The 23,744-nt window shown below is 62.2% G+C and carries 17 protein-coding genes; 6 read left to right on the top strand and 11 right to left on the bottom strand.

What is annotated here, in order from left to right; translation table 11 throughout:
• Positions 1–16 precede the first annotated feature (16 nt).
• Complete coding sequence (locus ACQKPZ_RS04025) at positions 17–1,234, bottom strand: MFS transporter (RefSeq protein WP_427535662.1); 1,218 nt, start codon at positions 1,232–1,234, stop codon at positions 17–19.
• Between the two features lie 230 nt (positions 1,235–1,464).
• On the opposite strand from ACQKPZ_RS04025, the gene ACQKPZ_RS04020 reads away from it, so the two are divergent.
• Positions 1,465–1,692 carry a hypothetical protein gene (locus ACQKPZ_RS04020; protein ID WP_003250422.1) on the top strand — a complete coding sequence of 76 codons (228 nt, stop codon included), beginning with the start codon at positions 1,465–1,467 and terminating at the stop codon, positions 1,690–1,692.
• Positions 1,693–1,742: 50 nt separating this feature from the next.
• Here ACQKPZ_RS04020 and ACQKPZ_RS04015 read toward each other — a convergent pair whose 3' ends face one another.
• The 5 genes from ACQKPZ_RS04015 to ACQKPZ_RS03995 form a co-directional block, all read right to left on the bottom strand.
• Positions 1,743–2,225: a copper chaperone PCu(A)C gene (locus ACQKPZ_RS04015; protein ID WP_427535660.1), complete on the bottom strand. Its 483-nt coding sequence runs from the start codon at positions 2,223–2,225 to the stop codon at positions 1,743–1,745.
• Entirely contained in the window at positions 2,226–2,834 is a 609-nt protein-coding gene (locus ACQKPZ_RS04010) for an SCO family protein (protein ID WP_391136719.1), read from the bottom strand.
• Positions 2,835–3,168: 334 nt separating this feature from the next.
• Positions 3,169–3,753, bottom strand: coding sequence for a Fe-S biogenesis protein NfuA (gene nfuA, locus ACQKPZ_RS04005; RefSeq protein WP_012271640.1), 585 nt, complete (start codon positions 3,751–3,753; stop codon positions 3,169–3,171).
• A 58-nt stretch (positions 3,754–3,811) separates the two neighbouring features.
• A complete protein-coding gene (locus ACQKPZ_RS04000) occupies positions 3,812–4,846 on the bottom strand; it encodes an acyltransferase family protein (RefSeq protein WP_427535658.1) in 1,035 nt (344 codons plus the stop codon).
• Between the two features lie 233 nt (positions 4,847–5,079).
• The gene (locus ACQKPZ_RS03995) at positions 5,080–7,380 is read right to left on the bottom strand and encodes a fatty acid cis/trans isomerase (RefSeq protein ID WP_427535862.1); all 2,301 of its coding nucleotides are present in this window, start codon (positions 7,378–7,380) and stop codon (positions 5,080–5,082) included.
• A 175-nt stretch (positions 7,381–7,555) separates the two neighbouring features.
• Between ACQKPZ_RS03995 and metH the strand changes: the two genes are divergently transcribed.
• A complete protein-coding gene (gene metH / locus ACQKPZ_RS03990) occupies positions 7,556–11,263 on the top strand; it encodes a methionine synthase (protein WP_427535656.1) in 3,708 nt (1,235 codons plus the stop codon).
• A gap of 159 nt (positions 11,264–11,422) precedes the next feature.
• On the top strand, positions 11,423–11,641 hold the full coding sequence (locus tag ACQKPZ_RS03985) for a DUF2970 domain-containing protein (RefSeq protein WP_391136709.1): 219 nt from the start codon (positions 11,423–11,425) through the stop codon (positions 11,639–11,641).
• Between the two features lie 266 nt (positions 11,642–11,907).
• On the opposite strand, the gene ACQKPZ_RS03980 is transcribed toward ACQKPZ_RS03985, so the two are convergent.
• The gene (locus tag ACQKPZ_RS03980; RefSeq protein WP_427535654.1) at positions 11,908–12,984 is read right to left on the bottom strand and encodes an ABC transporter substrate-binding protein; all 1,077 of its coding nucleotides are present in this window, start codon (positions 12,982–12,984) and stop codon (positions 11,908–11,910) included.
• Between the two features lie 213 nt (positions 12,985–13,197).
• On the opposite strand from ACQKPZ_RS03980, the gene ACQKPZ_RS03975 reads away from it, so the two are divergent.
• From ACQKPZ_RS03975 to dkgB, 3 genes are all read left to right on the top strand, one after another.
• Positions 13,198–14,850 (top strand): nitrite/sulfite reductase, encoded by a 1,653-nt coding sequence (locus ACQKPZ_RS03975; protein WP_403201005.1) that lies wholly within the window; start codon positions 13,198–13,200, stop codon positions 14,848–14,850.
• Positions 14,834–15,328, top strand: coding sequence for a DUF934 domain-containing protein (locus ACQKPZ_RS03970; RefSeq protein WP_427535652.1), 495 nt, complete (start codon positions 14,834–14,836; stop codon positions 15,326–15,328). Before ACQKPZ_RS03975 ends, ACQKPZ_RS03970 begins: the two co-directional genes overlap by 17 nt.
• Positions 15,329–15,496: 168 nt before the next feature.
• On the top strand, positions 15,497–16,300 hold the full coding sequence (gene dkgB / locus ACQKPZ_RS03965; protein WP_427535650.1) for a 2,5-didehydrogluconate reductase DkgB: 804 nt from the start codon (positions 15,497–15,499) through the stop codon (positions 16,298–16,300).
• A gap of 64 nt (positions 16,301–16,364) precedes the next feature.
• On the opposite strand, the gene ACQKPZ_RS03960 is transcribed toward dkgB, so the two are convergent.
• From ACQKPZ_RS03960 to ACQKPZ_RS03945, 4 genes are all read right to left on the bottom strand, one after another.
• On the bottom strand, positions 16,365–16,832 hold the full coding sequence (locus tag ACQKPZ_RS03960) for a sn-glycerol-3-phosphate transporter (protein ID WP_391136695.1): 468 nt from the start codon (positions 16,830–16,832) through the stop codon (positions 16,365–16,367).
• Between the two features lie 405 nt (positions 16,833–17,237).
• Positions 17,238–18,200 (bottom strand): aliphatic sulfonate ABC transporter substrate-binding protein, encoded by a 963-nt coding sequence (locus tag ACQKPZ_RS03955; protein ID WP_391136692.1) that lies wholly within the window; start codon positions 18,198–18,200, stop codon positions 17,238–17,240.
• Positions 18,201–18,214: 14 nt separating this feature from the next.
• On the bottom strand, positions 18,215–19,177 hold the full coding sequence (locus ACQKPZ_RS03950) for an ABC transporter substrate-binding protein (RefSeq protein ID WP_427535648.1): 963 nt from the start codon (positions 19,175–19,177) through the stop codon (positions 18,215–18,217).
• Between the two features lie 121 nt (positions 19,178–19,298).
• On the bottom strand, positions 19,299–23,636 hold the full coding sequence (locus ACQKPZ_RS03945) for an NEL-type E3 ubiquitin ligase domain-containing protein (RefSeq protein ID WP_427535646.1): 4,338 nt from the start codon (positions 23,634–23,636) through the stop codon (positions 19,299–19,301).
• Between the last annotated feature and the right edge of the window lie 108 nt (positions 23,637–23,744).

Genomic DNA, 23,744 nt, shown 5'->3' with positions numbered 1-23,744 from the left:
CGCCAACAACGACGCGCTATGCACGGTTGTCTGTATCCAGGTCACGCCCTCTCAAGTTCCAGCGCACCGGCGCGATAAACAACATGAGCGTCATCCATATCAAGGTGGCCGGCCCGGCAAGGACGAAGACCAGGCTGGCAACCAACCCTGAAACGGCATCCCCAAGGACGGCGGTGAAGTAATAAAGGGAGAAGTTTCGGCCAACCTCATCCTCATTTGACAAGTACTGAATATTAGTCACGATGGCAATATCTACAAACGCGCCAATAAAGCCGACCAGGAACAGCACTAGCAAAAAAAGCCAATTGTTGAACTGCAACGCCACTGCTGCTGCAAAAAACAGTGCGCCATACAGCACCCAGTAACGCAGTACCAAACGGGCGGTCGTGCGCGGATTGAAGCGTGTATAGAGCACCCCTCCCATCACGGTACCTGCTGCCAGCAGCGAGAATACGTAACCCACCGCCGCCTCTGAGTCGAAGTTTTCCAGCACCGAAGCCGGAAGAATGAAACGAATCACGGACGTGGCGAACATCGCGCATAGTGTAGTACAGCCAATTACCGCAAACAGCGGTGCATTGCCGGCCCTGAGCTGACCTACACTGCGCACCGTTTCGCAAACAAGGGCGCCCCCATCGAATGGCTGTCTAGCGGCTCGCCGGGCAGGCCCCAGGGTCGAAATGAAAATGACAGACAACCCCAGGCATATTGCAAAGAACAAGAAGGTTGCATCGCGAGACAACAGCAGCGCGCAGGCCGAGAACACCAGCGGTCCCAAAATCGAGGCAACATCTTCGATCACCTGAATACCGCTGTTGACCGAAGCCAACTGGTCCTTTTCTACAAGGTCCGGAAAGTACGCGCGAAACGTAGGCACATAAAGGCACTCAAGCGCGGTCATGACCATTGCAAAGCCCACCAACACGGGAAACGCTGGCGTGAACAAACTGAACAGGGCAAAGAACGCCAGCGCCATGATGCATTTAGCCAACTCGACCACAAACAGTGTTCGTTTTTTATCGGCATTATCTGCCAGCCAGCCGCCTACAGGCGAAAACACCATACACGGCAAGTAACGAAAAAAATAAGCGATGCCAATCATCAGCAAATCCGCATCGGTCAGTAAAACGATGCTCACGGCGAATGCCGCTTCAAAGGCAAACTCACCGCACTTGGAAAACCAATAGCTCAACGAAAGCGAGCGCGTTCCGGATTTGAGAAGTAACGCTTGCATTGGGCGTTATTACCTTCAGTCAGCGTGAATAGATCCATTCAATCTAAAACCTAGCCACAACTAAACTCAACACCAAAGTTGTAACAATGCCGACACTCTCAGATCAGGCATCAAGTAACTTTTTATTACTTGAGGTGCTAGCTTTTACCTGATCAGCGCCTCCTGCAAACCCAGCAAGAGCCCCGCCAACCCTCTGCTACACTGACAAGGCTGAAATGGAGGATCCTGCCATGTCCGAAAGAGAGCTCACCACCCTTCTGTCGCTGATGAACCAGCGCCAGGCCTGCCTGAGCAGTGCCTGCAAGGAGATTGCCGACTGGATCGACCGGCAGGGCGATGTGCCCGCTGCCGGCAAGATTCGCGCAAGCCTGAAGGCGCTGGAGGCCGATGAGGCCCAGGTGCGAAAGACCCTCACCTCGCTGACCCTCGACAGGCCGCTGCCGCGCTTTCGTAGCTGAAAGCCGCAGCTGACAAAGCAAAGGGCCGCTACATGCGGCCCCTTGGTCTGTCAGTGTTTCATGTGCATGTGGTCATGCCCACCGCCGGCTTCGGCGTTGAGCGCACGTACTTCAGCCTGCACGTCGAGGGTTTCCTTGGCCCCTTTGGCATCCTCGATGGTCAGGGTCAGCGGTACTTTCTCGCCTTCCTTCACCTGATTGTTCAGGCCCATCAACATCACATGCAGGCCATTCGGGTCCAGGGTCACGGCTTTGCCGGCCGGCAACTCGACGGCCTTGACCTCACGCATGCCCATCACGTCGCCGTTCATGGTCATCTCGTGCACCTGCACGCTCTTGGCCACCGGCGAAGCCACGCTCACCAGCTTGCTGTCGCTGCTGGCGGTCAGGGTCATGAAAGCACCGGTGGACTGCTGGTGCGGCACGCTGGCACGCACCCAGGCATCGCTCACGGTGGTCTGGGCCAGGGCTGGCAGGGCCAGGCCCATCAGTACCAGGGCAGCCAGGCCGCGTTTGATCGGTTGCATCGACATTCAGCAGATCTCCATCAGGGTGACCAGGTCTTCGGCACATTCCTTGGCGTTCAGGGAATGGCCCAGGCTCAGGCGCAGGGTGCCACGTGTATCGTAGACGTAGCTGGTGGACGAGTGAGAGATGGTGTAGGTATCGCCGGCCGGAACCTTTTCGTAGAACACCTTGAACTCCTTGGCCACCGCCGCGATTTCCTCGGGGGTACCTGTGAGTGCGGTGAACGTGGGGTCGAAGGCCTTGACGTAGGCATCGAGCACTTCGGGCGTGTCGCGCTCCGGGTCCAGGGTGATGAACACCACCTGGAACAGGTCACGGTCACGGCCTTTGAGCAGTTTGCGGATCTGGGCCGCACGCGCCAGGGTGGTCGGGCAAACGGCCGGGCACTGGGTAAAGCCGAAGAACACCATCGGCATGCTGCCGTAGAAGCTCGACAGGGTGCGCACGTTACCTTGCGGGTCTTTGAGGCTGAACTTGCGACCGAGGATTTCGTTGCTCATGTTCTTGCCGTACTTGAACTCGAGCCCCCGGGCCGGGCTACAGCCTGCCAGCAGGCCAAGCCCGAGAACGCCCATCCCGGCGACAACTGCGCGCCGGGTATATAGATCATTCATGAAACCATCCTTTACAGGGAAGGTGCCGGCCCTCGGGACGGGCTGGCTGAAAAACCGGGGCATTCTGGCATGACACCCCAAGGGGTTCTACCCGACCAAGGCGGGGAAGGCCTGCAGCCCTTTGAATACGGGCTGCGGCCTGTTGTCGCAGGGGTTGAAACAGTAACAGTTTGTTGCTAAGAGAGCCGCCTTGATGCGATCAATGTAGGAGCGGCCTTGTGTCGCGAAAGGGCCGCAAAGCGGCCCCGGCAATGTTCGTTGCGAAGCTGAAACCGTAGGGCCGCTTCGCGCCCCATCGCGACACAAGGCCGCTCCTACAGCGACCGCGTAAGCCTTAGTAGTAGGCGTTCTCTTTCTGCGTGTGGTCAGTCACGTCACGCACGCCTTTCAACTCGGGAATACGCTCGAGCAGGGTGCGCTCGATGCCTTCCTTCAGGGTCACGTCGGCCTGGCCGCAGCCTTGGCAACCGCCACCAAACTGCAGCACGGCGATGCCGTCATCGACCACGTCCACCAGGCTGACCTGGCCGCCGTGGCTGGCCAGGCCGGGGTTGATCTCGGTCTGCAGGTAGTAGTTGATGCGCTCGTTGATCGGGCTGTCTTCGTTGACCATCGGCACCTTGGCGTTCGGCGCCTTGATGGTCAGCTGGCCACCCATGCGGTCGGTGGCATAGTCGACCAGTGCGTCTTCCAGGAACGGTACGCTGACCGCGTCCAGGTAAGCGGTGAAGCTCTTCAGACCCACAGCGGTGTCGTCAGGCTTCTCTTCGCCCGGCTTGCAATAGGCAATGCACGTCTCTGCGTACTGGGTGCCCGGCTGGGTGATGAAAATACGAATGCCGATGCCAGGCGTATTCTGCTTGGAGAGCAGATCGGCCAGGTAGTCATGGGCGGCGTCGGTAATGGTTATAGCGCTCATGTAGGTTCCTCACAGACTTGCCGCCAAGTGTACGCCAACCCGCCCATTGAACAAAGTCCTAGTATTTGACTCGGGAAAGCGCATATTCAGGTGCCCGCCCCCGTGGCGCCGCCAGCCAGGCTTGCATGCGCCGATACAGGCCGCGCTCCAGCCACTGGTAGCTGAACCACGACATTAGTCCAATGGACGGCACGCACAGGGCAAACACCAGGTACGGATTCAAGCCCAGCCGTTCGCTGGCGAACCAGCCGGCATAAAGCACCAGCACGTGAATCAGGTAGACCGAATACGAACAGTCGCCCAATGCCTTGAGCACCCGGTTGCCTTTGAACCAGGGTTCCATGGACACAAAAGCCAGCACGATCATGGCGCTTGGCAGCCCCCAGTGCAGCAGGCGTTGGGAAGCATCCAGGTGATACAACGCATAGCTCGCCACCGCCAACAGCGCCAGTGGGATCCACAAGCCCTCCCGAATCAGGCCGCGACGGTAGATCACACCCAGGCCGATACCCAGCAGGAACTCGTAGATGATGCCGTTGTTGTAGAAGTGGCTGAGCAAGCCAAAACGGCCCAGCACCTCGCTTGCCAACAGCAGCGCCGCTGTCATCAACAGCTGCAATTGGCGATGGCGGACGAGAAATGCCAGACCGAACAACAGGTAGAAGAACATCTCGAAATTCAGCGTCCAGCCTACGTTCAGCGTTGGGTACAGGCCATAGCCACCGGGGTTTTCCGCTGGAATGAACAGCAGCGAGAGCAGCAGGTGGTGCCAATCGAATTCCTGATGCGGCATCCATTGGCTGAAGGCCAGCAGCAACGTGGCCATGAGCGCGGTATAGAACCAGTAGGCCGGGACGATGCGCAGTGCCCGGTTAAGCAGGAACTGGCGCGGCTCGACAGCTTTGTCGCGGGTCGACAGGTAGATGACCAGCCCGCTGATGACGAAGAAAATGTCCACGCCTACTGCGCCACGGTCGGTGAGCAGTTGGCCGATGGGGCCGGTGGCGTGGAAGTCGAAGAAGATCTGCATGAAGTGGTGGCAGACCACCACCCAGGCGGCGAACGCCCGCAGTGCCTGAAGCGAATACAGCATGAAATACCCTGCGCTTACCGGTGCATTGAGGCCTGCATCAGTTGCAGAGGCGAGCGCTTCGCGCTCGTTCGCGGGTTAACCCGCTCCCACAGGGATAGTGCATGCTTCAAACCGGCGCAGTACCTTGTGGGAGCGGGTTCACCCGCGAAGGGCTGCAAAGCAGCCCCTTGCAATCGATCAAGACCACCCACCTTTTCCGACCGCAGGGTACCCGGAAAGGTCAGCCCACCCGATCAGAGGTTCTCGTAGCGGTTCATGTCCAGCACCCCTGCCTCCACCGGCTGGGTCTCCTTGATGAAGCTGTTCAGGTCATGGAAGTACCGCCAGAACTCAGGGTGACTACGGCGCACGCCCCAGCGCATGACGATGCGCTCGAACTTGGCCGCATCGTCTTTCGCATACTCCATGTCCTCGACGAACTCAGCCACATCCTGGGTCGGGACGTTGAAGATGAAGTTGGGGTAGCTGCTGAGCACGCCCGGGTACAGGGTCAGGGTATCCAGCCCCGGCTGGTAGCGGTACGCCTCACCCAACAGGAACGCCACGTTGCTGTGCGCGCGGTTGCGCAGCAGGCTGTACACCTGGCGCTGGCCGCCCTGCCCTTCGATGCGCAGCATGGTTGCCTCGGGCAGCTGATTGATCACCTTCAGCCCGGCAGCCGGGCGCGACACCAGTCGGCTCAGTGATTGCTCGGCATTGCGGAACTCTTCGTTCATCTGCGGCCGTGAGCAGAATGCGCCCTGGCAGCGGTTGATCGGGTCGGGCGATGCATTCAGGCTGCCGGTGCGCTGCAACAGTTTCAGGCCGAAGTCGCGCTTGGCGTGGCGCGGGTCGAGCTGGATGCCGCTCGGGGTGTCGGTGTCGATGTCTTCATAATCCATCCACATCTTCACCTTGCCACTGTTCTGGTACCAGTCGCCCAGGATCGCCTTGCGCTGGTCGGCCGGCATCAGGCGCAGGAAATTGACCTCGGCGCCATTGCGGATCAGGTCGAAATACAGGCGCGTCTGCAACTGGTGCGACACGTTGCCGTACACATCGAAGTTGACCGCCAGTTGGTAGTAGGTGCGCTCGAACAGCGGGTAGTCGAACAGCCACATGGTCAACGGCACGTCACCGATCAGGCCCTTGGTTACCGAAGCGCTGTCGAAGTGGCGGAAAATGCTCAGCAAGGCATTGTCGTTACCGGCCCACAGCGTGGACCAGCCCGGCGCCGGCATCTCGGCGTAGGCGTCGCGGCGCAGCTTCTCGTATTCGTTGCGCTTGTCACGGTAGGCATGCCACAGGCTCAGCACACTGCCCACGTCATCGATCTGCCCCGGCATCGCCAGCAATGGCGTGGCCTCGCCACGGTACTTGGCATCGGTGATGTAGCGGTCGAAGGCCGGCTCCTGGAACAGCGCCCAGAAGTTGTCGCGGATCACGTCGGTGGCGATCTGGCCGCGGCACACCGGGCCACGGATGAAGGTCCGCACGAAGTACTCGGCGTTATCCAGCATGAACTGGTAGCGCGCAACCGCCGGGATCGCCTCGAAGGTTTCGAACGGGTTGGCCCGGTGGCGCGGGCCGTAACCTGGCAACGAAGTGGCGTGCCAGTCGCCAGCGTAGAACAGCTGCTTGACCCGCTTGAGCTTCTGCGGCCCCATCGGGTAGGTGATGTGCGTCTTGTGCACGATCACGCCCTGCACCGGGATCAGCCGGTAATAGAAGTCGGTACCCGGCGGGTCATTGGGGCGGCGCGTGGCAATGATGTCGACCGGCTTGCCGCTCGGCGTGCGCGAACGCACCCACTGGAAGAAGTGCCCCTGCTCACCCCCCACGAAGTAGATGTGCGCCAGGAACAGGTGCTCGTACAGCCAGCGGCCGACCAGCGCCTCGGTGGAACCCGGGCGGTTGAGCAGCTCTTCCCAGTCTGCTATCTGCGAGGATTCCGTGGCACTTGGCTTGACCGGTTGGTATTCCACCGGCGCACCCGCCGCCAGCCAGCGGCGCATGGTGTCGTACTCCTTGTCGGTCAGCCCGGTCACCGCCAGCGGCATGCCCTCCTTGGGGTGGGCGCCGGCATAGGCGTCGAACTCATGGGGCAAGGGGCACATGTTGTTGCGGCTCAGGCCCAGCACAATCTCCTCGGGTAGCTTGGCGTTGGGCGTGAGCGGCGTCTTGTGCCCCAGTTCCAGCATGCGCGCCATCAGCGCGGCCTGGCTGCCCTGGTTGTCGAGCACCGAGTAGAAGCCCTTCTTGCGCCACTGCTCTTCACTGTGGGCGTCGTAGAACAGCCGCGTAGTGGGCACCGCCTTGCTGCGCTCGCCCTGGTACACCGGGACCTTGCTGGCCCCGCGCACCGCACCCTCCGGGCTTTCCAGCTTAAGCTGGCAGGCAGCGTCATTGCAGGCGTGGCAGGCCACGCACTTCTCGGTGAAGATCGGTTGAATATCCCGGGTGTAGGAAATAGCCGGGCTCGACTGGGGGGCTTGCCCGAACACCGCGCCGCTGATGAGCAGGGCGAAGGCGCCGGCAAGGATACGATGCACCATGTGCGAAAAGTCCTGGTTCTTGAAAGCCATCACGAGTTTGCCTGATCGTCCTTGGGTGCTGGTAACCGCGCCATCAACATGAGCAGTTTTCATGCAAATGGGCGATACGCCTAAAAACCGCGCAGCTTTGTTATTATTCCGCACCTTCTGATATTTGCCCGACCAGGTAGTTCCTATGTCCGACCGCAGCGCTCGTCTCCAAGCACTCCAGAACGCACTCAAAGAGCGCATCCTGATCCTCGACGGCGGCATGGGTACTATGATCCAAAGCTACCGCCTGGAGGAACACGACTATCGTGGCACGCGTTTCGCCGATTGGCCAAGCGATGTAAAAGGCAACAACGACCTGTTGCTGCTCAGCCGCCCGGATGTGATCGCTGCCATCGAAAAGGCCTACCTGGATGCCGGCGCCGATATCCTCGAAACCAACACCTTCAACGCCACGCAGATTTCCCAGGCCGACTACGGCATGGAGTCGCTGGTCTACGAGCTGAACGTAGAAGGTGCGCGCATTGCCCGCCAGGTAGCGGATGCCAAGACCCTGGAAACCCCCGACAAGCCGCGCTTCGTTGCCGGGGTGCTCGGCCCTACCAGCCGTACCTGCTCGATTTCCCCGGACGTCAACGACCCCGGCTACCGCAACGTCACCTTCGATGAGTTGGTAGAAAACTACATCGAGGCCACCCGCGGCCTGATCGAGGGCGGCGCCGACCTGATCCTGATCGAAACCATTTTCGACACCCTGAACGCCAAGGCGGCAATCTTTGCCGTGCAGCAGGTGTTCGAGGACGACAACGTCGAACTGCCGATCATGATTTCCGGCACCATCACCGACGCCTCCGGCCGCACCCTGTCGGGCCAGACCACCGAGGCTTTCTGGAACTCGGTGCGCCACGCCAAGCCGATTTCCGTGGGCCTGAACTGCGCCCTCGGTGCCAAGGACCTGCGCCCGTACCTGGAAGAATTGTCGACCAAGGCCGATACCCACGTATCCGCCCACCCGAACGCCGGCCTGCCAAACGCCTTCGGTGAATACGACGAAACCCCGGCCGAAATGGCCGCAGTGGTCGAGGAATTCGCCGCCAGCGGCTTCCTGAACATCATCGGCGGTTGCTGCGGTACCACCCCGGGCCACATCCAGGCCATTGCCGAAGCGGTGGCCAAGTACAAGCCGCGCGAGATCCCTGAAATCCCCAAGGCCTGCCGCCTGTCGGGCCTGGAACCGTTCACCATCGACCGCCAGTCGTTGTTCGTCAACGTCGGCGAGCGCACCAACATCACCGGTTCCGCCAAGTTCGCCCGGCTGATCCGTGAAGAGAACTACACCGAAGCACTGGAAGTCGCCCTGCAGCAGGTCGAGGCCGGCGCCCAGGTGATCGACATCAACATGGACGAAGGGATGCTCGACTCCCAGGCCGCCATGGTCCGCTTCCTCAACCTGATTGCCGGTGAGCCAGACATCTCGCGCGTGCCGATCATGATCGACTCATCCAAGTGGGAAGTGATCGAGGCGGGCCTCAAGTGCATCCAGGGCAAGGGCATCGTCAACTCCATTTCCATGAAGGAAGGCGTCGAGCAGTTCAAGCACCACGCCCGCCTGTGCAAGCGCTACGGCGCTGCCGTGGTGGTCATGGCCTTCGACGAGGTCGGCCAGGCCGACACCGCCGCACGCAAGAAGGAAATCTGCCAGCGCAGCTACGACATCCTGGTCAACGAAGTGGGCTTCCCGCCGGAAGACATCATCTTCGACCCGAACATCTTTGCCGTCGCCACCGGTATCGAAGAGCACAACAACTACGCCGTCGATTTCATCGAGGCCTGTGCCTACATCCGTGACCACCTGCCGCACGCGCTGAGTTCGGGCGGCGTGTCCAACGTGTCGTTCTCGTTCCGTGGCAACAACCCGGTGCGTGAGGCAATCCACTCGGTGTTCCTGTTCCACGCGATCCAGAACGGCCTGACCATGGGTATCGTCAACGCCGGCCAGCTGGAAATCTACGACGAAATTCCGGCCGAGCTGCGCGAGAAGGTCGAGGACGTGGTGCTCAACCGCACCCCGCACGGCACCGACGCACTGCTGGCCATTGCCGACGACTACAAGGGCGGCGGCGCCACCAAGGAAGTGGAAAACGAAGAATGGCGCTCGCTGCCGGTGGAAAAACGCTTGGAGCATGCGCTGGTCAAAGGCATCACCGCGTTCATCGTCGAAGACACCGAGGAATGCCGCCAGCAGTGCGCACGCCCGATCGAAGTGATCGAAGGCCCGCTGATGAACGGCATGAACGTGGTCGGCGACCTGTTTGGTGCGGGCAAGATGTTCCTGCCCCAGGTGGTCAAGTCGGCCCGCGTGATGAAGCAGGCGGTGGCGCACCTGATCCCGTTCATCGAAGCCGAAAAAGGCGATAAGCCGGAAGCCAAAGGCAGGATCCTGATGGCCACGGTAAAAGGCGACGTGCACGACATCGGCAAGAACATCGTCGGCGTGGTACTTGGCTGTAACGGCTACGACATCGTCGACCTTGGCGTGATGGTGCCGGCCGAGAAAATCCTGCAAACCGCCCGCGAACAGAAGTGCGACATCATCGGGTTGTCGGGCCTGATCACCCCATCGCTGGACGAGATGGTCCACGTTGCCCGCGAAATGCAGCGCCAGGGCTTCGAACTGCCACTGATGATCGGCGGGGCCACCACCTCCAAGGCGCACACTGCGGTCAAGATCGAGCCAAAGTACAGCAACGATGCGGTCATCTACGTTACCGACGCCTCGCGTGCGGTAGGCGTTGCCACCCAATTGCTGTCCAGGGAACTCAAGCCAGGCTTCGTCGAGAAGACTCGCGCGGAGTACGTGGACGTGCGTGAGCGCACCGCCAACCGCACTGCCCGCACCGAGCGCCTGAGCTACAGCCAGGCCATCGCTGCCAAGCCGCAGTACGACTGGGCCGGTTACCAACCGGCAGTGCCTTCCTTCACTGGCGTCAAGGTGCTGGAAGACATCGACTTGCGCACCCTGGCCGAATACATCGACTGGACCCCGTTCTTCATCTCCTGGGACCTGGCTGGCAAGTTCCCGCGTATCCTCACCGACGAAGTGGTCGGCGAAGCCGCCACGGCGCTGTACAAGGATGCCCGCGAGATGCTCGACAAGCTGATCAACGAGAAGCTGATCAGCGCCCGCGCCGTGTTCGGCTTCTGGCCTGCCAACCAGGTGGCTGATGACGACATCGAAGTGTACGGCGAGGACGGCCAGGCCCTGGCCACCCTGCACCACCTGCGCCAGCAAACCATCAAGCCGGACGGCAAGCCCAACTGGTCGCTGGCCGACTTCGTCGCACCAAAGGCCAGCGGCGTCACTGACTATGTAGGCGGGTTCATCACCACCGCCGGCATCGGTGCCGAGGAAGTGGCCAAGGCTTACCAGGACAAAGGCGACGACTACAGCTCGATCATGGTCAAGGCGCTGGCTGACCGCCTGGCCGAAGCCTGCGCCGAGTGGCTGCACGAGCAGGTGCGTAAAGAGCACTGGGGCTATGCCCGCGACGAGCAGTTGGATAACGAGGCGCTGATCAAGGAGCAGTACAGCGGTATTCGCCCGGCCCCGGGCTACCCGGCCTGCCCCGACCACACCGAGAAGGAAACCCTGTTCCGCCTGCTCGATGGCACCGCCATCGGCGAAACCGGGCCGAGTGGCGTGTTCCTGACCGAGCACTTTGCGATGTTCCCGGCGGCGGCCGTCAGCGGCTGGTACTTTGCCCACCCGCAGGCGCAGTACTTTGCCGTGGGCAAGGTCGACAAGGACCAGATCGAGCGTTACAGCACTCGTAAAGGCCAGGATGTGAGCGTGAGCGAGCGCTGGCTGGCGCCTAACCTGGGGTACGACAGCTAAGACTGTTGGGGCCGCTGTGCGGCCCATCGCGACACAAGGCCGCTCCTACAGGGGACTGCATTCCCTTGTAGGAGCGGCCTTGTGTCGCGATGGGCTGCGCAGCAGCCCCGATGGCCACCTACACTGTCCCTGATTGCCTCTGATTCCCCAGGAGCCACCATGGACGATTCCAGCCAGGGCAAACCCCCGACCTTCTGGCAGATGCTGCACAGCATCCTTGCCGCCGCCTTCGGCGTACAAAGCGGCAAGAACCGTACCCGCGACTTCACCCACGGCAAGGCCAGCCATTTCATCGCGCTGGGCACGCTGTTCACCCTGGTGTTCATTGCCGTGCTGATCGGCCTGGTGCAACTGGCCCTGCACCTTACCGCCCGCTAGACATGCAAACGCCTGCGGGATTCCCTCCCGCAGGCGCTCTGGCTGCATCACGGTCTTGAAGACAAGTCTACTGGTGGCTGACCCAATACACGGCAGTGACCACCACCAGGACGATCAGGCAGAGGATCGCCCAGGCATCGACACTGCTGTCAGCTTTGCGGACCTTGGTTGAGTTTCCCATTGCATTGCCTCTTGTAGTGGTTATGGGAATGCACTTCACAACCAGCAGTTAAGACGAGCAATGCCCTTCCCTCAAGCAGGGTCTTTCAATAGTCGACCGGTGACGTCAAAAACGGGTACTTGTAGCTGGCCGGCCGCCCTTCGGCGCTGTATTGCAGAAAATCCACGCCATAGTCGGCACGCCCCAGCAGCTTCAGCCAACGCTGCGCCTTGGCCTTGTCAATGGATTGCAGCAACGGCACACGGTGCTCGCGCAAGCCATCGCGGTTCAACGCCAGCCCTTGGGCGTCGTCGTGCAACATGACCATGGCCCAACCGCCCAGGCTGAAATGCCCGCCCATCAGCACGCTCAGGCGCCCGTCAATACGCGCACGCAAGGCCTCGGGCGAGCTGTTGACGGCGCCGAACAACACATCGCGGCCCGGCTTGCGCCCTGCTTCCTCGAACGCCTGCATGGCCCCAAAGGCCATCTCGTCATTGGCCGACCATACAAGGCGGGTATCCGGGTAGCGCTCCAGCAACACTTGCGCCTGCTCGTAGGCTCGCTGGCGGTTCCAGCCCCCGTACACCACCTGGCGCAGGCGTACCTGGGGGAAGTCGGCCAAGGCGCGACGCATACCCTCTTCGCGCCGCTGCGAAGCGGGTGTGGTCTTGAGCCCGGCGAAGGCCACCAAGTCCACCGGGAAGCTGTCCCGAGGCAACTGCGCGACCATCTGGTGCAACATCTGGAAGCCCGCCTCGTCGTCGTTGGTCGTCAAGGTGCCCAAGGGTTCGGCGTACTTTTCGGGCTGGGCCTCGATGCTGCGGGCCTGGCTGGCAGTCAGGCCGTTGTTGACCAGTAACAGCTTGACCCCGGTACCCCGCGACAGGCGCATGATCTCCGGTGCCACGTACTGTTCATTGACCAGCACAAGGTAATCCGGCCGCTGCGGCCCACTCAGAATCGACCTGGCCTGGCTCAGTGCCAGATCGGCGCGGCGCTCGCTGTACGCCACCCGCAGGGTCATGCCCAACTCGTCTGCGGCGGCCTGCATGAAGCGGGTATAGCTGGCCCAGAACGTTTCTGTGGACAGCCCCGGGTTCAGGAACACCACCGACGCCGGCTGCGCGTTTGCCGCCAGCGGCAGGGCAAGACACAAGCTTTGGCACAGGGCCTTGAGCATGGGGATACATCTCTGCGAAGCAAACCTCGGATTATAAACGCCTGGCTACGACCAGCGCACAAATGGCAGTCAGTCTCACATAGTCCATTTGGTTCTTTTCATATGCAAAAACATCACTTTAGCGCATAAACCCAACCTGCTATCTTTCCACGGCTCCGTACCGGAGTGCGCGGCCGTGCGCGCGAATAGCTGCATGCCTGAGACAGGACTTTTATGTACGTATACGACGAGTACGATCAGCGGATCATCGAGGACCGCGTCAAGCAGTTCCGTGATCAGACCCGCCGCTACCTGGCCGGTGAGCTGAGCGAAGAAGAATTCCGCCCTCTGCGCCTGCAGAACGGCCTTTACATCCAACGTTTCGCGCCGATGCTGCGTGTCGCCGTGCCGTACGGCCAGCTGAACGCCACCCAGGTCCGCACCCTGGCCAAGATCGCTCGCGACTACGACAAGGGCTATGCCCACATTTCCACCCGCCAGAACGTGCAGTACAACTGGCCCGCGCTGGAAGACATCCCCGACATCCTCGCCGAGCTGGCCACCGTGCAGATGCACGCGATCCAGACCAGCGGCAACTGCCTGCGCAATACCACGACCGACCAGTTTGCCGGTGTGGCCGCAGACGAGATCATCGACCCGCGCCCATGGTGCGAAATCGTCCGCCAGTGGACCACGTTCCACCCGGAATTCGCCTACCTGCCGCGCAAGTTCAAGATTGCCATCAACGGTTCGCAAGAAGACCGCGCTGCCATCGAAGTGCACGACATCGGCCTGGAGCCGGTGCGCAACGCGGCAGGCGAGCTGGGCTTCCGTGTACTGGTCGGCGGTGGCCTGGGCCGTACGCCGGTGGTGGGCTCGTTCATCAACGAGTTCCTGCCATGGCAGGACCTGATCAGCTACCTGGACGCCATCCTGCGCGTGTACAACCGTTACGGTCGCCGTGACAACAAGTACAAGGCGCGGATCAAGATCCTGGTCAAGGCACTCACGCCAGAAGTGTTCGCCGAGAAGGTCGAGGCCGAAATGGTCCACCTGCGCGGCGGCAACACCACCCTGACCGAAGATGAAGTACAGCGCGTGTCGCGCCACTTCGTCGACCCCGAGTACCTGGCCCTCGACAACGTCGACTACGCCGCCCACGACGCCGAGTATCCAGGCTTTGCCCGCTGGCGCTCGCGCAACACCCGCGCCCACAAGCGCCCTGGCTACGTGGCCGTGACCCTGTCGCTCAAGCCTACTGGCGTTGCTCCAGGCGACCTGACCGACAAGCAGCTGGACGCCGTGGCCGACCTGGCCGAGCGCTACAGCTTCGGCTTCCTGCGCACCTCGCACGAGCAGAACATCATCCTCGCCGACGTCGAGCAGCGCCAGTTGCACGCGCTGTGGCTGGAGCTGCGCGAAGGCGGCTTTGCCACCCCGAACATCGGCCTGCTGACCGACATCATCTGCTGCCCGGGTGGTGACTACTGCTCGCTGGCCAACGCCAAGTCGATCCCTATCGCCGAATCCATCCAGCGCCGTTTCGACGACCTGGACTACCTGTTCGACATCGGTGAAATCGACCTGAACATCTCCGGCTGCATGAACGCCTGCGGCCACCACCACGTGGGCCACATCGGCATCCTCGGCGTGGACAAGAAGGGTGAGGAGTTCTACCAGGTGTCGCTGGGTGGCAACGCCGCACGCGGCGCGAGCCTGGGCAAGATCCTCGGCCCATCGTTCGCCCAGGAGGCCATGGCCGATGTGATCGAGAAGCTGATCGCCGTGTACGTCGAGCAACGCACCGAGGAAGAGCGTTTCATCGACACCTACCAGCGTATCGGCATCGACCCCTTCAAGGAACGCGTCTATGCAGCGAATCATTAAGAACAACCAGATCGTCGACGAAACCTGGCACCTGCTGCCCAAGGAAACGCCCTTCGACGAACTGACCAACTGCGACGACTACATCGTTCCGCTGCAGCTGTGGCGCGACCATGCCCACGTGCTCAAGGCCCGCGACGGCGGCCTGGGCGTGTGGCTGGACAGCGACGAAGAAGCCGAAGAAATCGGCGAAGACGTGCAGTACTTCCAGGTCATCGCACTGAACTTCCCGGCATTCACCGATGGGCGCAGCTACTCCAACGCGCGCCTGCTGCGTGACCGCTACAAGTTCAAGGGCGAGCTGCGCGCCATTGGTGACGTACTGCGTGACCAGCTGTTCTTCATGGCCCGTTGCGGCTTCGACGCGTTCGCCATCCGTGCCGACAAGGACCCGGAAGACGCGCTGCAAAGCCTGAAGGACTTCTCGGTGACCTACCAGGCCGCCACCGACGAGCCGCTGCCGCTGTTCCGCCGCCGCTGATCGTTTCGCGCTTCCAGACAGCCCGCCTTTTGGCGGGCTGTTTCGTTTGAAAAGTGATTCGTGCCTGTACGTCAAATGACTTTGACGCTACAGCGGCTTACTCAATGCCTTCGCACGCGGCAAACTGGCCTTCACATGATCGTCACCGCACTTTTCAGGAGTATTCCCATGAGCATTCCGTCTTTCGGCCTCGGCACCTTCCGCCTCACCGGCCAGGCCGTGATCGACTCGGTCAAGTCCGCACTGGCGCTGGGCTATCGGGTCATCGACACCGCACAGATCTACAAGAACGAAGCCGAAGTCGGCCAAGCCATCGCCGAAAGCGGCGTGCCACGCAACGAACTGTTCATCACCACCAAGATCTGGGTCGACAATTACGCGGCCGACAAGCTGGTGCCCAGCCTGCGTGAGAGCCTGAACAAGCTGCGCACCGACTACGTCGACCTGCTGCTGATCCACTGGCCAGCCCCGGGCAATGGCGTGGAACTGCCCGAGTACATGGCGGCCTTGGCCGAGGCCAAACAGTTGGGCCTGACCCGCCAGATCGGCATTTCCAACTTCAACATCGAGCTGACCCAACAAGCCATCGACGTGGTTGGCAAAGGCGCAATCGCCACCAACCAGATCGAACTCAGCCCGTACCTGCAAAACAGCAAGCTCGCCGCGTTTCTCAACGCGCAAGGAATCACCGTCACGTCCTACATGACCTTGGCCTATGGCAAGGTGTTGCAAGACCCGGTCCTGGCCGAAATCGCAGCCAAGCACAAGGCCACCGTTGCCCAGGTCGCCCTGGCGTGGGCGCTGCAACTGGGCTACGCGGTCATCCCGTCATCGACCAAGCGCGAAAACCTGGCCAGCAACCTGCTTGCCCGCGACCTGAAGCTGGACACCGACGACATGGCACGCATTGCCTCGCTGGAACGCAACGGCCGGGAAGTCAGCCCTGACGGCCTGGCACCGGCCTGGGACTAAGCGCCCATCGTGAGCCAAAACCGCCCAACGCCGGCATGCCTGCGTTGGGCGTTCAAGCGCGGCATCAAAACCTGAGCCCCACATTGACCATGCCGGCCGCCGCCCCCAGCACCACGAATTCCGCCCCCAGCGGCCCCCAGTGCGCACCAAACGACGGGATGATCACTGGCGCGACACCCAGGTGGTTGAGCGGGATCTTGTCGTCGTACTCGCCCTTGTAGCCCTCGATCAACCCCGCGCTCAACTTGACGTAAACGGGATAGCGCTCGTTCTCCCAGACCTTGCCCAGGTAGGCATAGTAGGAACGCTGGTAGAACGAGTTCTTGAAGGTAGCCGCACCCCACAGCAAGCCGTCGGTGTAGATGCGCTCGATACCGACCAACTCCTGGTGGTTGTTGTGGTCGGGGTCGTGGGTCCAGTGCTTGGTGTAGGCGCTGGTCTGCACATACCAGTAATCCCCCTCGCGCTCCTCTGCGCTCGCAGCCAGGCTCACGGCCAGCAGCGCGATCACTGCAAAAAACGTCCTGTTCATGCTTGATGCCTCGCAGGTCAACCCAGTGACCCTAGCCAAGCTCGATTGATTGCGCCAACGGGCGAGGCATCAGACAGTGGGAGCAACTGTCTTGTGCTGCTTGTGCCGGCCTCTTCGCGGGTGAACCCGCTCTCATAGAACTGCGCATCACTTACTGATTTAGCAGGGACTCTGTGGGAGCGGGCGTGCCCGCGAAGAATCCAACGCGGTGCATGGCACCGGCTGCGCCGGTGTTCGCGGGCGCGCCCGCTCCCACAGGGTACGCGATGTGCCCGGCATCAGTTCTCTGCGCGACAGCGCAGCCCAATGGGCTGGGCAATCTCCCACAGGGTCAGTGCTTACCTCAAGGCACGCGCCGTACCTGTGGGAGCGGCTTTAGCCGCGAAGAGGCCGGCACAGACATCCTCAATTGACAGCCTTTGGCTCGAACACAGTCACTGCACGCGCATCCACCGGCTTGGGCAGCAGCCCTTCGCGGTAGAAGGCATCGGCAATGCGCTGCTGCTCGCCGAGGTTGTCCAGTTTCACTGGCTGCACGTCATAGCTGCGCCGGCCATTGGCCTGCTGCACTGTGGCGCTGTCCAGGTTGCCCCACAGCGGCCCCAGCACCCGAGCGGCCGCTTCGGGGTTGGCCTTGGTCCACGCACCGATCTCGCGCAACGCCTGATACACCTGCTGCAGCACTTCAGGGTGGGCCTTGGCGTAATCGCTGCCGGCCAGGTAGTAACGCTGGTAACTCGCCAGCTCGTTGCCATCGGCGAGGATGCGCGCGTTCTGCTGGCGCTGGGCACTGGCCACGTATGGGTCCCAGGTAACCCAGGCATCAACCTTGCCATTCTCGAACGCCGCCCGGCCATCGGCAGGGATCAGGTACGCCGGGGTAATGTCCTTGAAGGTCAGGCCGGCTTTGGCCAGGGCCTGGATCAACAGGTAATGGCTGCCGGCCGCCTTGGTCACCGCCACCCGCTTGCCCTTGAGGTCGGCCAGGGTCTTGAGCGGCGAGCTAGCTGGCACCAGGATCGCCTGGGCTGTCGGCGATGGCGCTTCGCGCGCAAAATAGGTGAGTTTGGCACCGGCCGCCTGGGTGAACACCGGCACGGTGTCGGCCACATCTGCCGACAGGTCGACATTGCCCAGGTTCAGCGCTTCCAGCAGTGGCAGGCCACTGGGGAACTCATGCCAGCTGACGCGAATACCCTCGGCCTGCAAGCGCTGCTCAAGCGTTCCACGGGCCTTGAGCAAGGTCAGCAAGGTCGAGGACTTCTGGTAACCGATGCGCAGGGTTTGTTCGGCACTGGCAAGCGACGGCAGCAGGCCGCCAAGCAGCAGGCCCAGGGCCAGGTGGCGCAGGCGTTTACGGTGCAGCATGGAGTGTCTCCAGGTCAGTGTTGGGCCAGTGAGTCATGGGTGGGCACGTTAAAACCACCAGCGAAGGTAGGCGCCACGTCCAGGCGCTGGTTCATCAGGCCATGGGCGTGGTAGAAGTCGGCGGTTTCCTGTTGCTCGGCGACGGTCTTGGCATCGATGGCCTGCCAGCGCAACTGGCGGCGCTCGAACTGCAGCCGCGCGGCGTCTTGCGGGAAGCCAATGATGGTTGCCAGGGTTTTCGAGTAGCTGTCCAGGTGCTGGTAGGCCCATACCTGGGCGCCGGCCAGACGTGCCAGGTAGTCCTGCAGCGCCGCATGCCGGGCCGGGTCATCCAGCGCCTTGTCGGTGGCGGCCAGAAAGCTGTTGCCGGAAGACAGCCCACGACCGTTGACCAGCACCCTGCCCTGGCCGCTCAGCTCGGCCAGTGCGGTGTAAGGTTCCCAGGTCGACCAGGCATCCACCGAGCCATTGGCCAAGGCAATCTTGGCGTCGACCGGGCCAAGGAAGCGGAACTCCACATCTTTTTCACTCAGGCCGGCCTGGTCCAGTGCCTTCAGCGCCAGGTGATGACCGATTGAACCCCGCCCGGTAGCAATGCGTTTGCCCCTCAGCTCGGCGGCGTTTTGCAGGGGGGCATCAGGGCGCACCAGCAGCGCCGTGCCAAACGGGTCGGACTTGTCCACGGCAATGGCTTTGACCGGTGCCCCAGAGGCCAGCACGAACAGCAGCGGCGCATCGCCAATGATGCCGGCATCGATCGCCCCGGCATTCAGTGCCTCGGCCAGCGGTGCGGCGGCGGGGAACTCGGCCCAGTGGATGTCGTAAGGCAGGTCGCGCAAGGCATCGGCCGCTTCAAGCTGGGCACGCATGTTGCCTTTCTGGTCACCGATGCGCAGGGTCAGGCGTTCGCTGGCGAAGGCCTGGGTAGCCAACAGTGTGGCAGCGGCGAACAGCAGCAGGCGAGATCGAATGGACATCCGCAGTTCCTTGCAAGTGGTGGAACTGCGAATGTAGCGACTTCATTCAAATAAATGAAATTGATTTTAGAGCTAAGCTAATATGCAAAATTAAAACCTGTCTCCCTCTTGAATCTCAGGATCAGCTCGGGTGCTGGTCATAGGCCTGCCGGGTCAGTTGAAGCAGCAATGCCCGCTCGGCGAGCCTGCGGTCGGCCTGAACTGTTTCTGCCGCTTCGCGAAACGCCTGGTCGCTCAGCTGCTCGCGCAGATCGAACAGGACCTCCAGCCGCTCATGAAATGGCGCATTCATGGCTTCGAAGCGATTGGCATACAGACGCTGCAGATACTGCTGCCAGAACTCCCGCTCAACCAGCGAGAGGCTGAGTGCATCGAGGTTCTCGGCGCCCAGCACTTCACGCGCGGCCAAGGTAAGGTCGGCGCTGCCGACACCACTGGTATAGGCATAGTTCATGCTCGAAGGCTGCCCCGGCAAGTCAAGAGCGCCTGCCAGGCCGACCCGGTAGGCCAGGTGCACCTCCACAGGATCGATCGGTGCGTAAGGGTCGCGTAAGCGCTGCTGCTGAATGTGCCGGATGGCGATCCGGTCGACCTGGTCCAGGCGGAATAGCTCACGCCCCAAACGCAACATCGCGTGCATGGCATAGCGCCCTTCCAGCCCCGCGGTACGCTGTGCCACCAGGGTACGCACCTCCAGGGCGCTGAGGATCAGCAGCATCTGGTCGGCACAACTACGCGGGCCCGCAGCCTGATGAAACACGGCCTCGCGGACTTCACCATTCAGCTCGCACGCCTCGATGATGCCCCACACCCGGCGGCACATCTCCTGTGGCTGGCGCAAGAAATCTGCGGACCGCGAAAAATCGGCAAAGAAACGGAACAGGTCCTGTGCCCCGGCTTCCGCAGCAAGGCGGTCCCACTGCCTCAGGCGTCGGGCCTGGTCAGTAGGCGCTACCCCCTCAAGCCAGCGCAAGCGCTCGTCTTCCAGCGATTGGTCATGTTCACGAACAGGCACCACATCTGCTGCCCTGCTCTGCAACAGTTCCCGTAGTTGACCCATGACCTGGGGCGAAAGGGGGTTGCCATGCAGAAACACCCGCTCAGGGTCGCGGGCAAGCAGCTGCAACACCGCCTCGGGCAGCTCGCTGATCGCGTTTTCACGCAGGTCGATCAGCGTCAGCGAGGGCGATTCGAGCAGCGCCACAGGCAACTCCCGGAGCCCTGCCCTGCGCAGGTTCAGGCTGCGCAAACGGAACAGCGCACTTACATCCGGGGTTCTTCCCAGGAGGTTGTCGTGAAGGTCCAGAGACACCAGGCGGTGCAGCGCAGCGATACGCTGGCTCCCTTCGCTGGTCAGGCCAATGTGGTTATCGGCTAGGTTCAGCTCCACAAGCTCGACCATATGCTCGATGCTGGCAGGCACAGCTGTCAGCAGGTTGCCACGCAGATCCAGGCTGCGGACCTGGCCAAAGCGCTGCAAGAAGCCGGGCTCAATGTCCAGCAGGCTCATGTTGCGCAGGCTCAAGCGCGTGACATGGCTGAAATCCACCTCCTCGGGCAGGTTTGGTAATTCCCCTACCCGCCAGCCATGGATAAACAGCTGCAAGTTGCCATGCGTATCGACACTCTGCCGCTGCCAGGCTCGGCGAATGGTCCGCGCCACCCAGGCGCGGCGCAGCGCCTGGACCGGGCTGGCTGACGCGCGTCGCCAGCTGCCCAAGGTATCTACCAGAATGCGCAACTGGTTGTGATGGTGGAAGTAGAAGTGCCACGGTGTCATGCCTTGGTGACCCGCCGAGGCGATGAACGCCTCGGCCTGAACATCCGAGAACGTCGGAAATAACCGCCTGATTGCCTGGCGCAATGCCCCTGCGCTGCTTTCTCCGCGCCCACTGAGCGGGTAACCGAGCCGGCCATCCCCCAGTCGCACCGGCGGGCGCACCCTGCCGCCATCCGGCGCCATGCCGAGCAAAGCAGGCAGGCCATCACGTTGCATGCATGCGCGCTGCGCCAGCGCCTGAGCCAATTGATCCGCTGAATCCCCGCCGCTACCCAGCGCCTGACGCTGCCTATCGCTGAGTTGCCGCAACATTCCCTGCATCAGGCTGTCATGGGTGCTCGCCCCCTGTAGCGGCGCCCCCTCTCCATCCAATGCCTGATACCCCTGGCGCCCCTTGACGATCACGCGTACATCGGTGGCGGACGGGGAGCCCATCTGCACCAGCGGCAATGCCCCTGGATTGGCTTCGCGCAGTTCGATCCGTAGCGCATCAGGCCAGCTCAACCACTGCTCCAGCAAGCCGAATGCCAGGCGCTCGGTGTCAGCATTCACGGCCTCAGCCTGGTAGAACCCCGCACACGCCCGGTCCAGGCGGATGTCCCTGAGCATCCAACGGGCCTGCTCGGCCAAGGCCAGCGGCACCCGTTGCCGGTCGACCATGCGCTCGACCAGCAGCTCGTCGGCCTGCCCCACAATGGCCTTGGCAGCTCGGGCTGTCAGCCCCGGGAAATCACGTTGCAAAAGCGTTTCGGCAGCTGACGGCGCCCACTGCCTTTCGGCGAAGTGTTGTTCGAAGGCAGCCCCTCGCAACCTCGGGTGCTGCTGGTGCAACTGGCGGCGCTGCAGGGCATCGAGCAGGCGCGCCGGCGCCTGGCCCTCCTCCAGGTGCAAGCGCCGCAGGCGGTCCTCGTCGTAACCGGTGACCTGAAGCGCGTCGTGAGCCGCCTGCTCATCCACCTCGGCCAGGCCACTGCCCAGGCGGCGCAGCAACTCGCCCCCCTGCCATGTTTGCGGGGTGTCCAGTTCATGGCGCCAGGCACCACCCCCCATGTGCCGCAACGTCGGCGCGTAGGCGCCCTGACGCTGTGGGTGCTGGATACGCAGCTCGCCCTCGAGTGGGTCACCGGCCACCTGATAGGCGGCCTGATGCGTGCGCAAGCGGGGCTTGCCGTCTTCCACTGCATACTGGCCGATGGCGGTATGGTCGTTGCCCAACGCATACGCCTCCAGGCGCGGGTCGAACAATTTGTACTGGCCGCCTGCGGTTTGCACTGGCATCAGCGTATCGACGAACGCAGCGCGTCGCAGCAAACGCTCCGACGCTACCCCTGTACCAGCAGCCACCCCCGTCTGCACAACGTTCACGGCCACGCTGAAGGCATGTTCCAGCGCGCCTTGGCGATCCCCCAGTTGCCAGTCTTCATAGCCCTCATACACGTCATCCACCACCTGCAGCGCGGCAATGCCCAGCAGCGGCAAGCCCAGGCCCGGCACATAGAAACTGGCCAGCCCAAGCAGGTCGAGGCCCAGGTTTGCATAGAAGTGCAGGCGCCGATTCCGCTCGGCGCTATCCTGAACCGCGGTAGGCACAGCCAGTATCCGGGCATCGTCGAACAGCGTTGCAAGCTGAGCCTTGCGCAGGTGCTGGAACAACGGCTCGCTGATAACCTCGTAACGCCCGTCAAGTTCAACGGGTGCGTGCTGCTCCCCCTGCGCCATGGCGTGGGCCAACGCCGGCGTGTAGCGCTCACGGTCACGTTCGCTGATGAAGCGCTGGAAATACTCCGGGTAGCCCGGCAACCGGAAGCGCTTGCCAAGGTCCTGAAACAGCTTGTCCCATGATGTGTGCCAGCTCACCGCACAGTGCGGGTCATCAGGCAACCAGCACAACACGCCTTCCAGCGGCCCCTCGCCCAGCCCGTCACGGTGCAACTCAAATGCAACGGCCCCTCGCACCCGCTGGCCAAGGGCACGCAGCGCCGCCGGGCGCATCCGCGTTGCCGCCGCGGGCGCAGGCGTGATCGCCGCCAGGCATTGCACCAGCGCAGTTTCATCGATGTCGGCCTGCAGTGCTGCCAGGCGCAGGGCCGCTTCCAACGCAAGACGCTGGCCTTGTTCAAGCAGGGTTGCAACACCAGCCCCTGCATCCCCCGGCGCAGTCAGCCGCGCTTGCAGATAAGCCTGGTATTGCCCGCCGATGTCGACTGTACGGCAGCATTCGGCAAAGGCCCTGGCCGTCATGGGCAGCGCTTCGCCTTGGTCATCCAGCAGCATGGATTGGTCTATCACTCCCAATGACCTGGATTCACTGTCACTGAAATTGTGCAGCGCTGCTGCCAGCAAGCTGTGCTGCAACGTACGCCTGCGGGCGCCGCTCGATGCTTCCGGGCGTGAACTGGGGTAATGCTCGATGAGGTGCATGCGCAAGGTGGCCCTGCGCACGTCCACTGATTGCGCAAGCGGCTGCGCAAGCGCGTTGTGTAGCAAGGGGGCAGCAAATTCATCCAGGGGCTCGATGCTGCTGAACAAGGCACTCACGCGTTGCTGCACGGCCTGCTGCGCGTGCAAACAGTCATGCAGTTCCATCAACCGGTTGGCTGGGGGCGGCGCCAGCCAGCCGGGCAGGCGGCTGGCGATCAAGGTATCGATGGAATCGTCGATAGGTGCGGGGGTTGGCATGCTGGGCTCTCCTTGGTGGAAAAGCCTCATCTCAACCGAACGCGCATGCCTGCGGTGGTAGTTATGCCTGCCAGTGCCGCCACCGGCATCTCCGGATAGCCCAATCTG

It is taken from the genome of Pseudomonas sp. NPDC089547 (genome assembly GCF_050280665.1).
In the GTDB taxonomy this organism is placed as follows: domain Bacteria; phylum Pseudomonadota; class Gammaproteobacteria; order Pseudomonadales; family Pseudomonadaceae; genus Aquipseudomonas.
The sequence above is the reverse complement of the archived record's forward strand: the minus strand, read 5'-3'. Positions and strand labels throughout refer to the sequence as shown.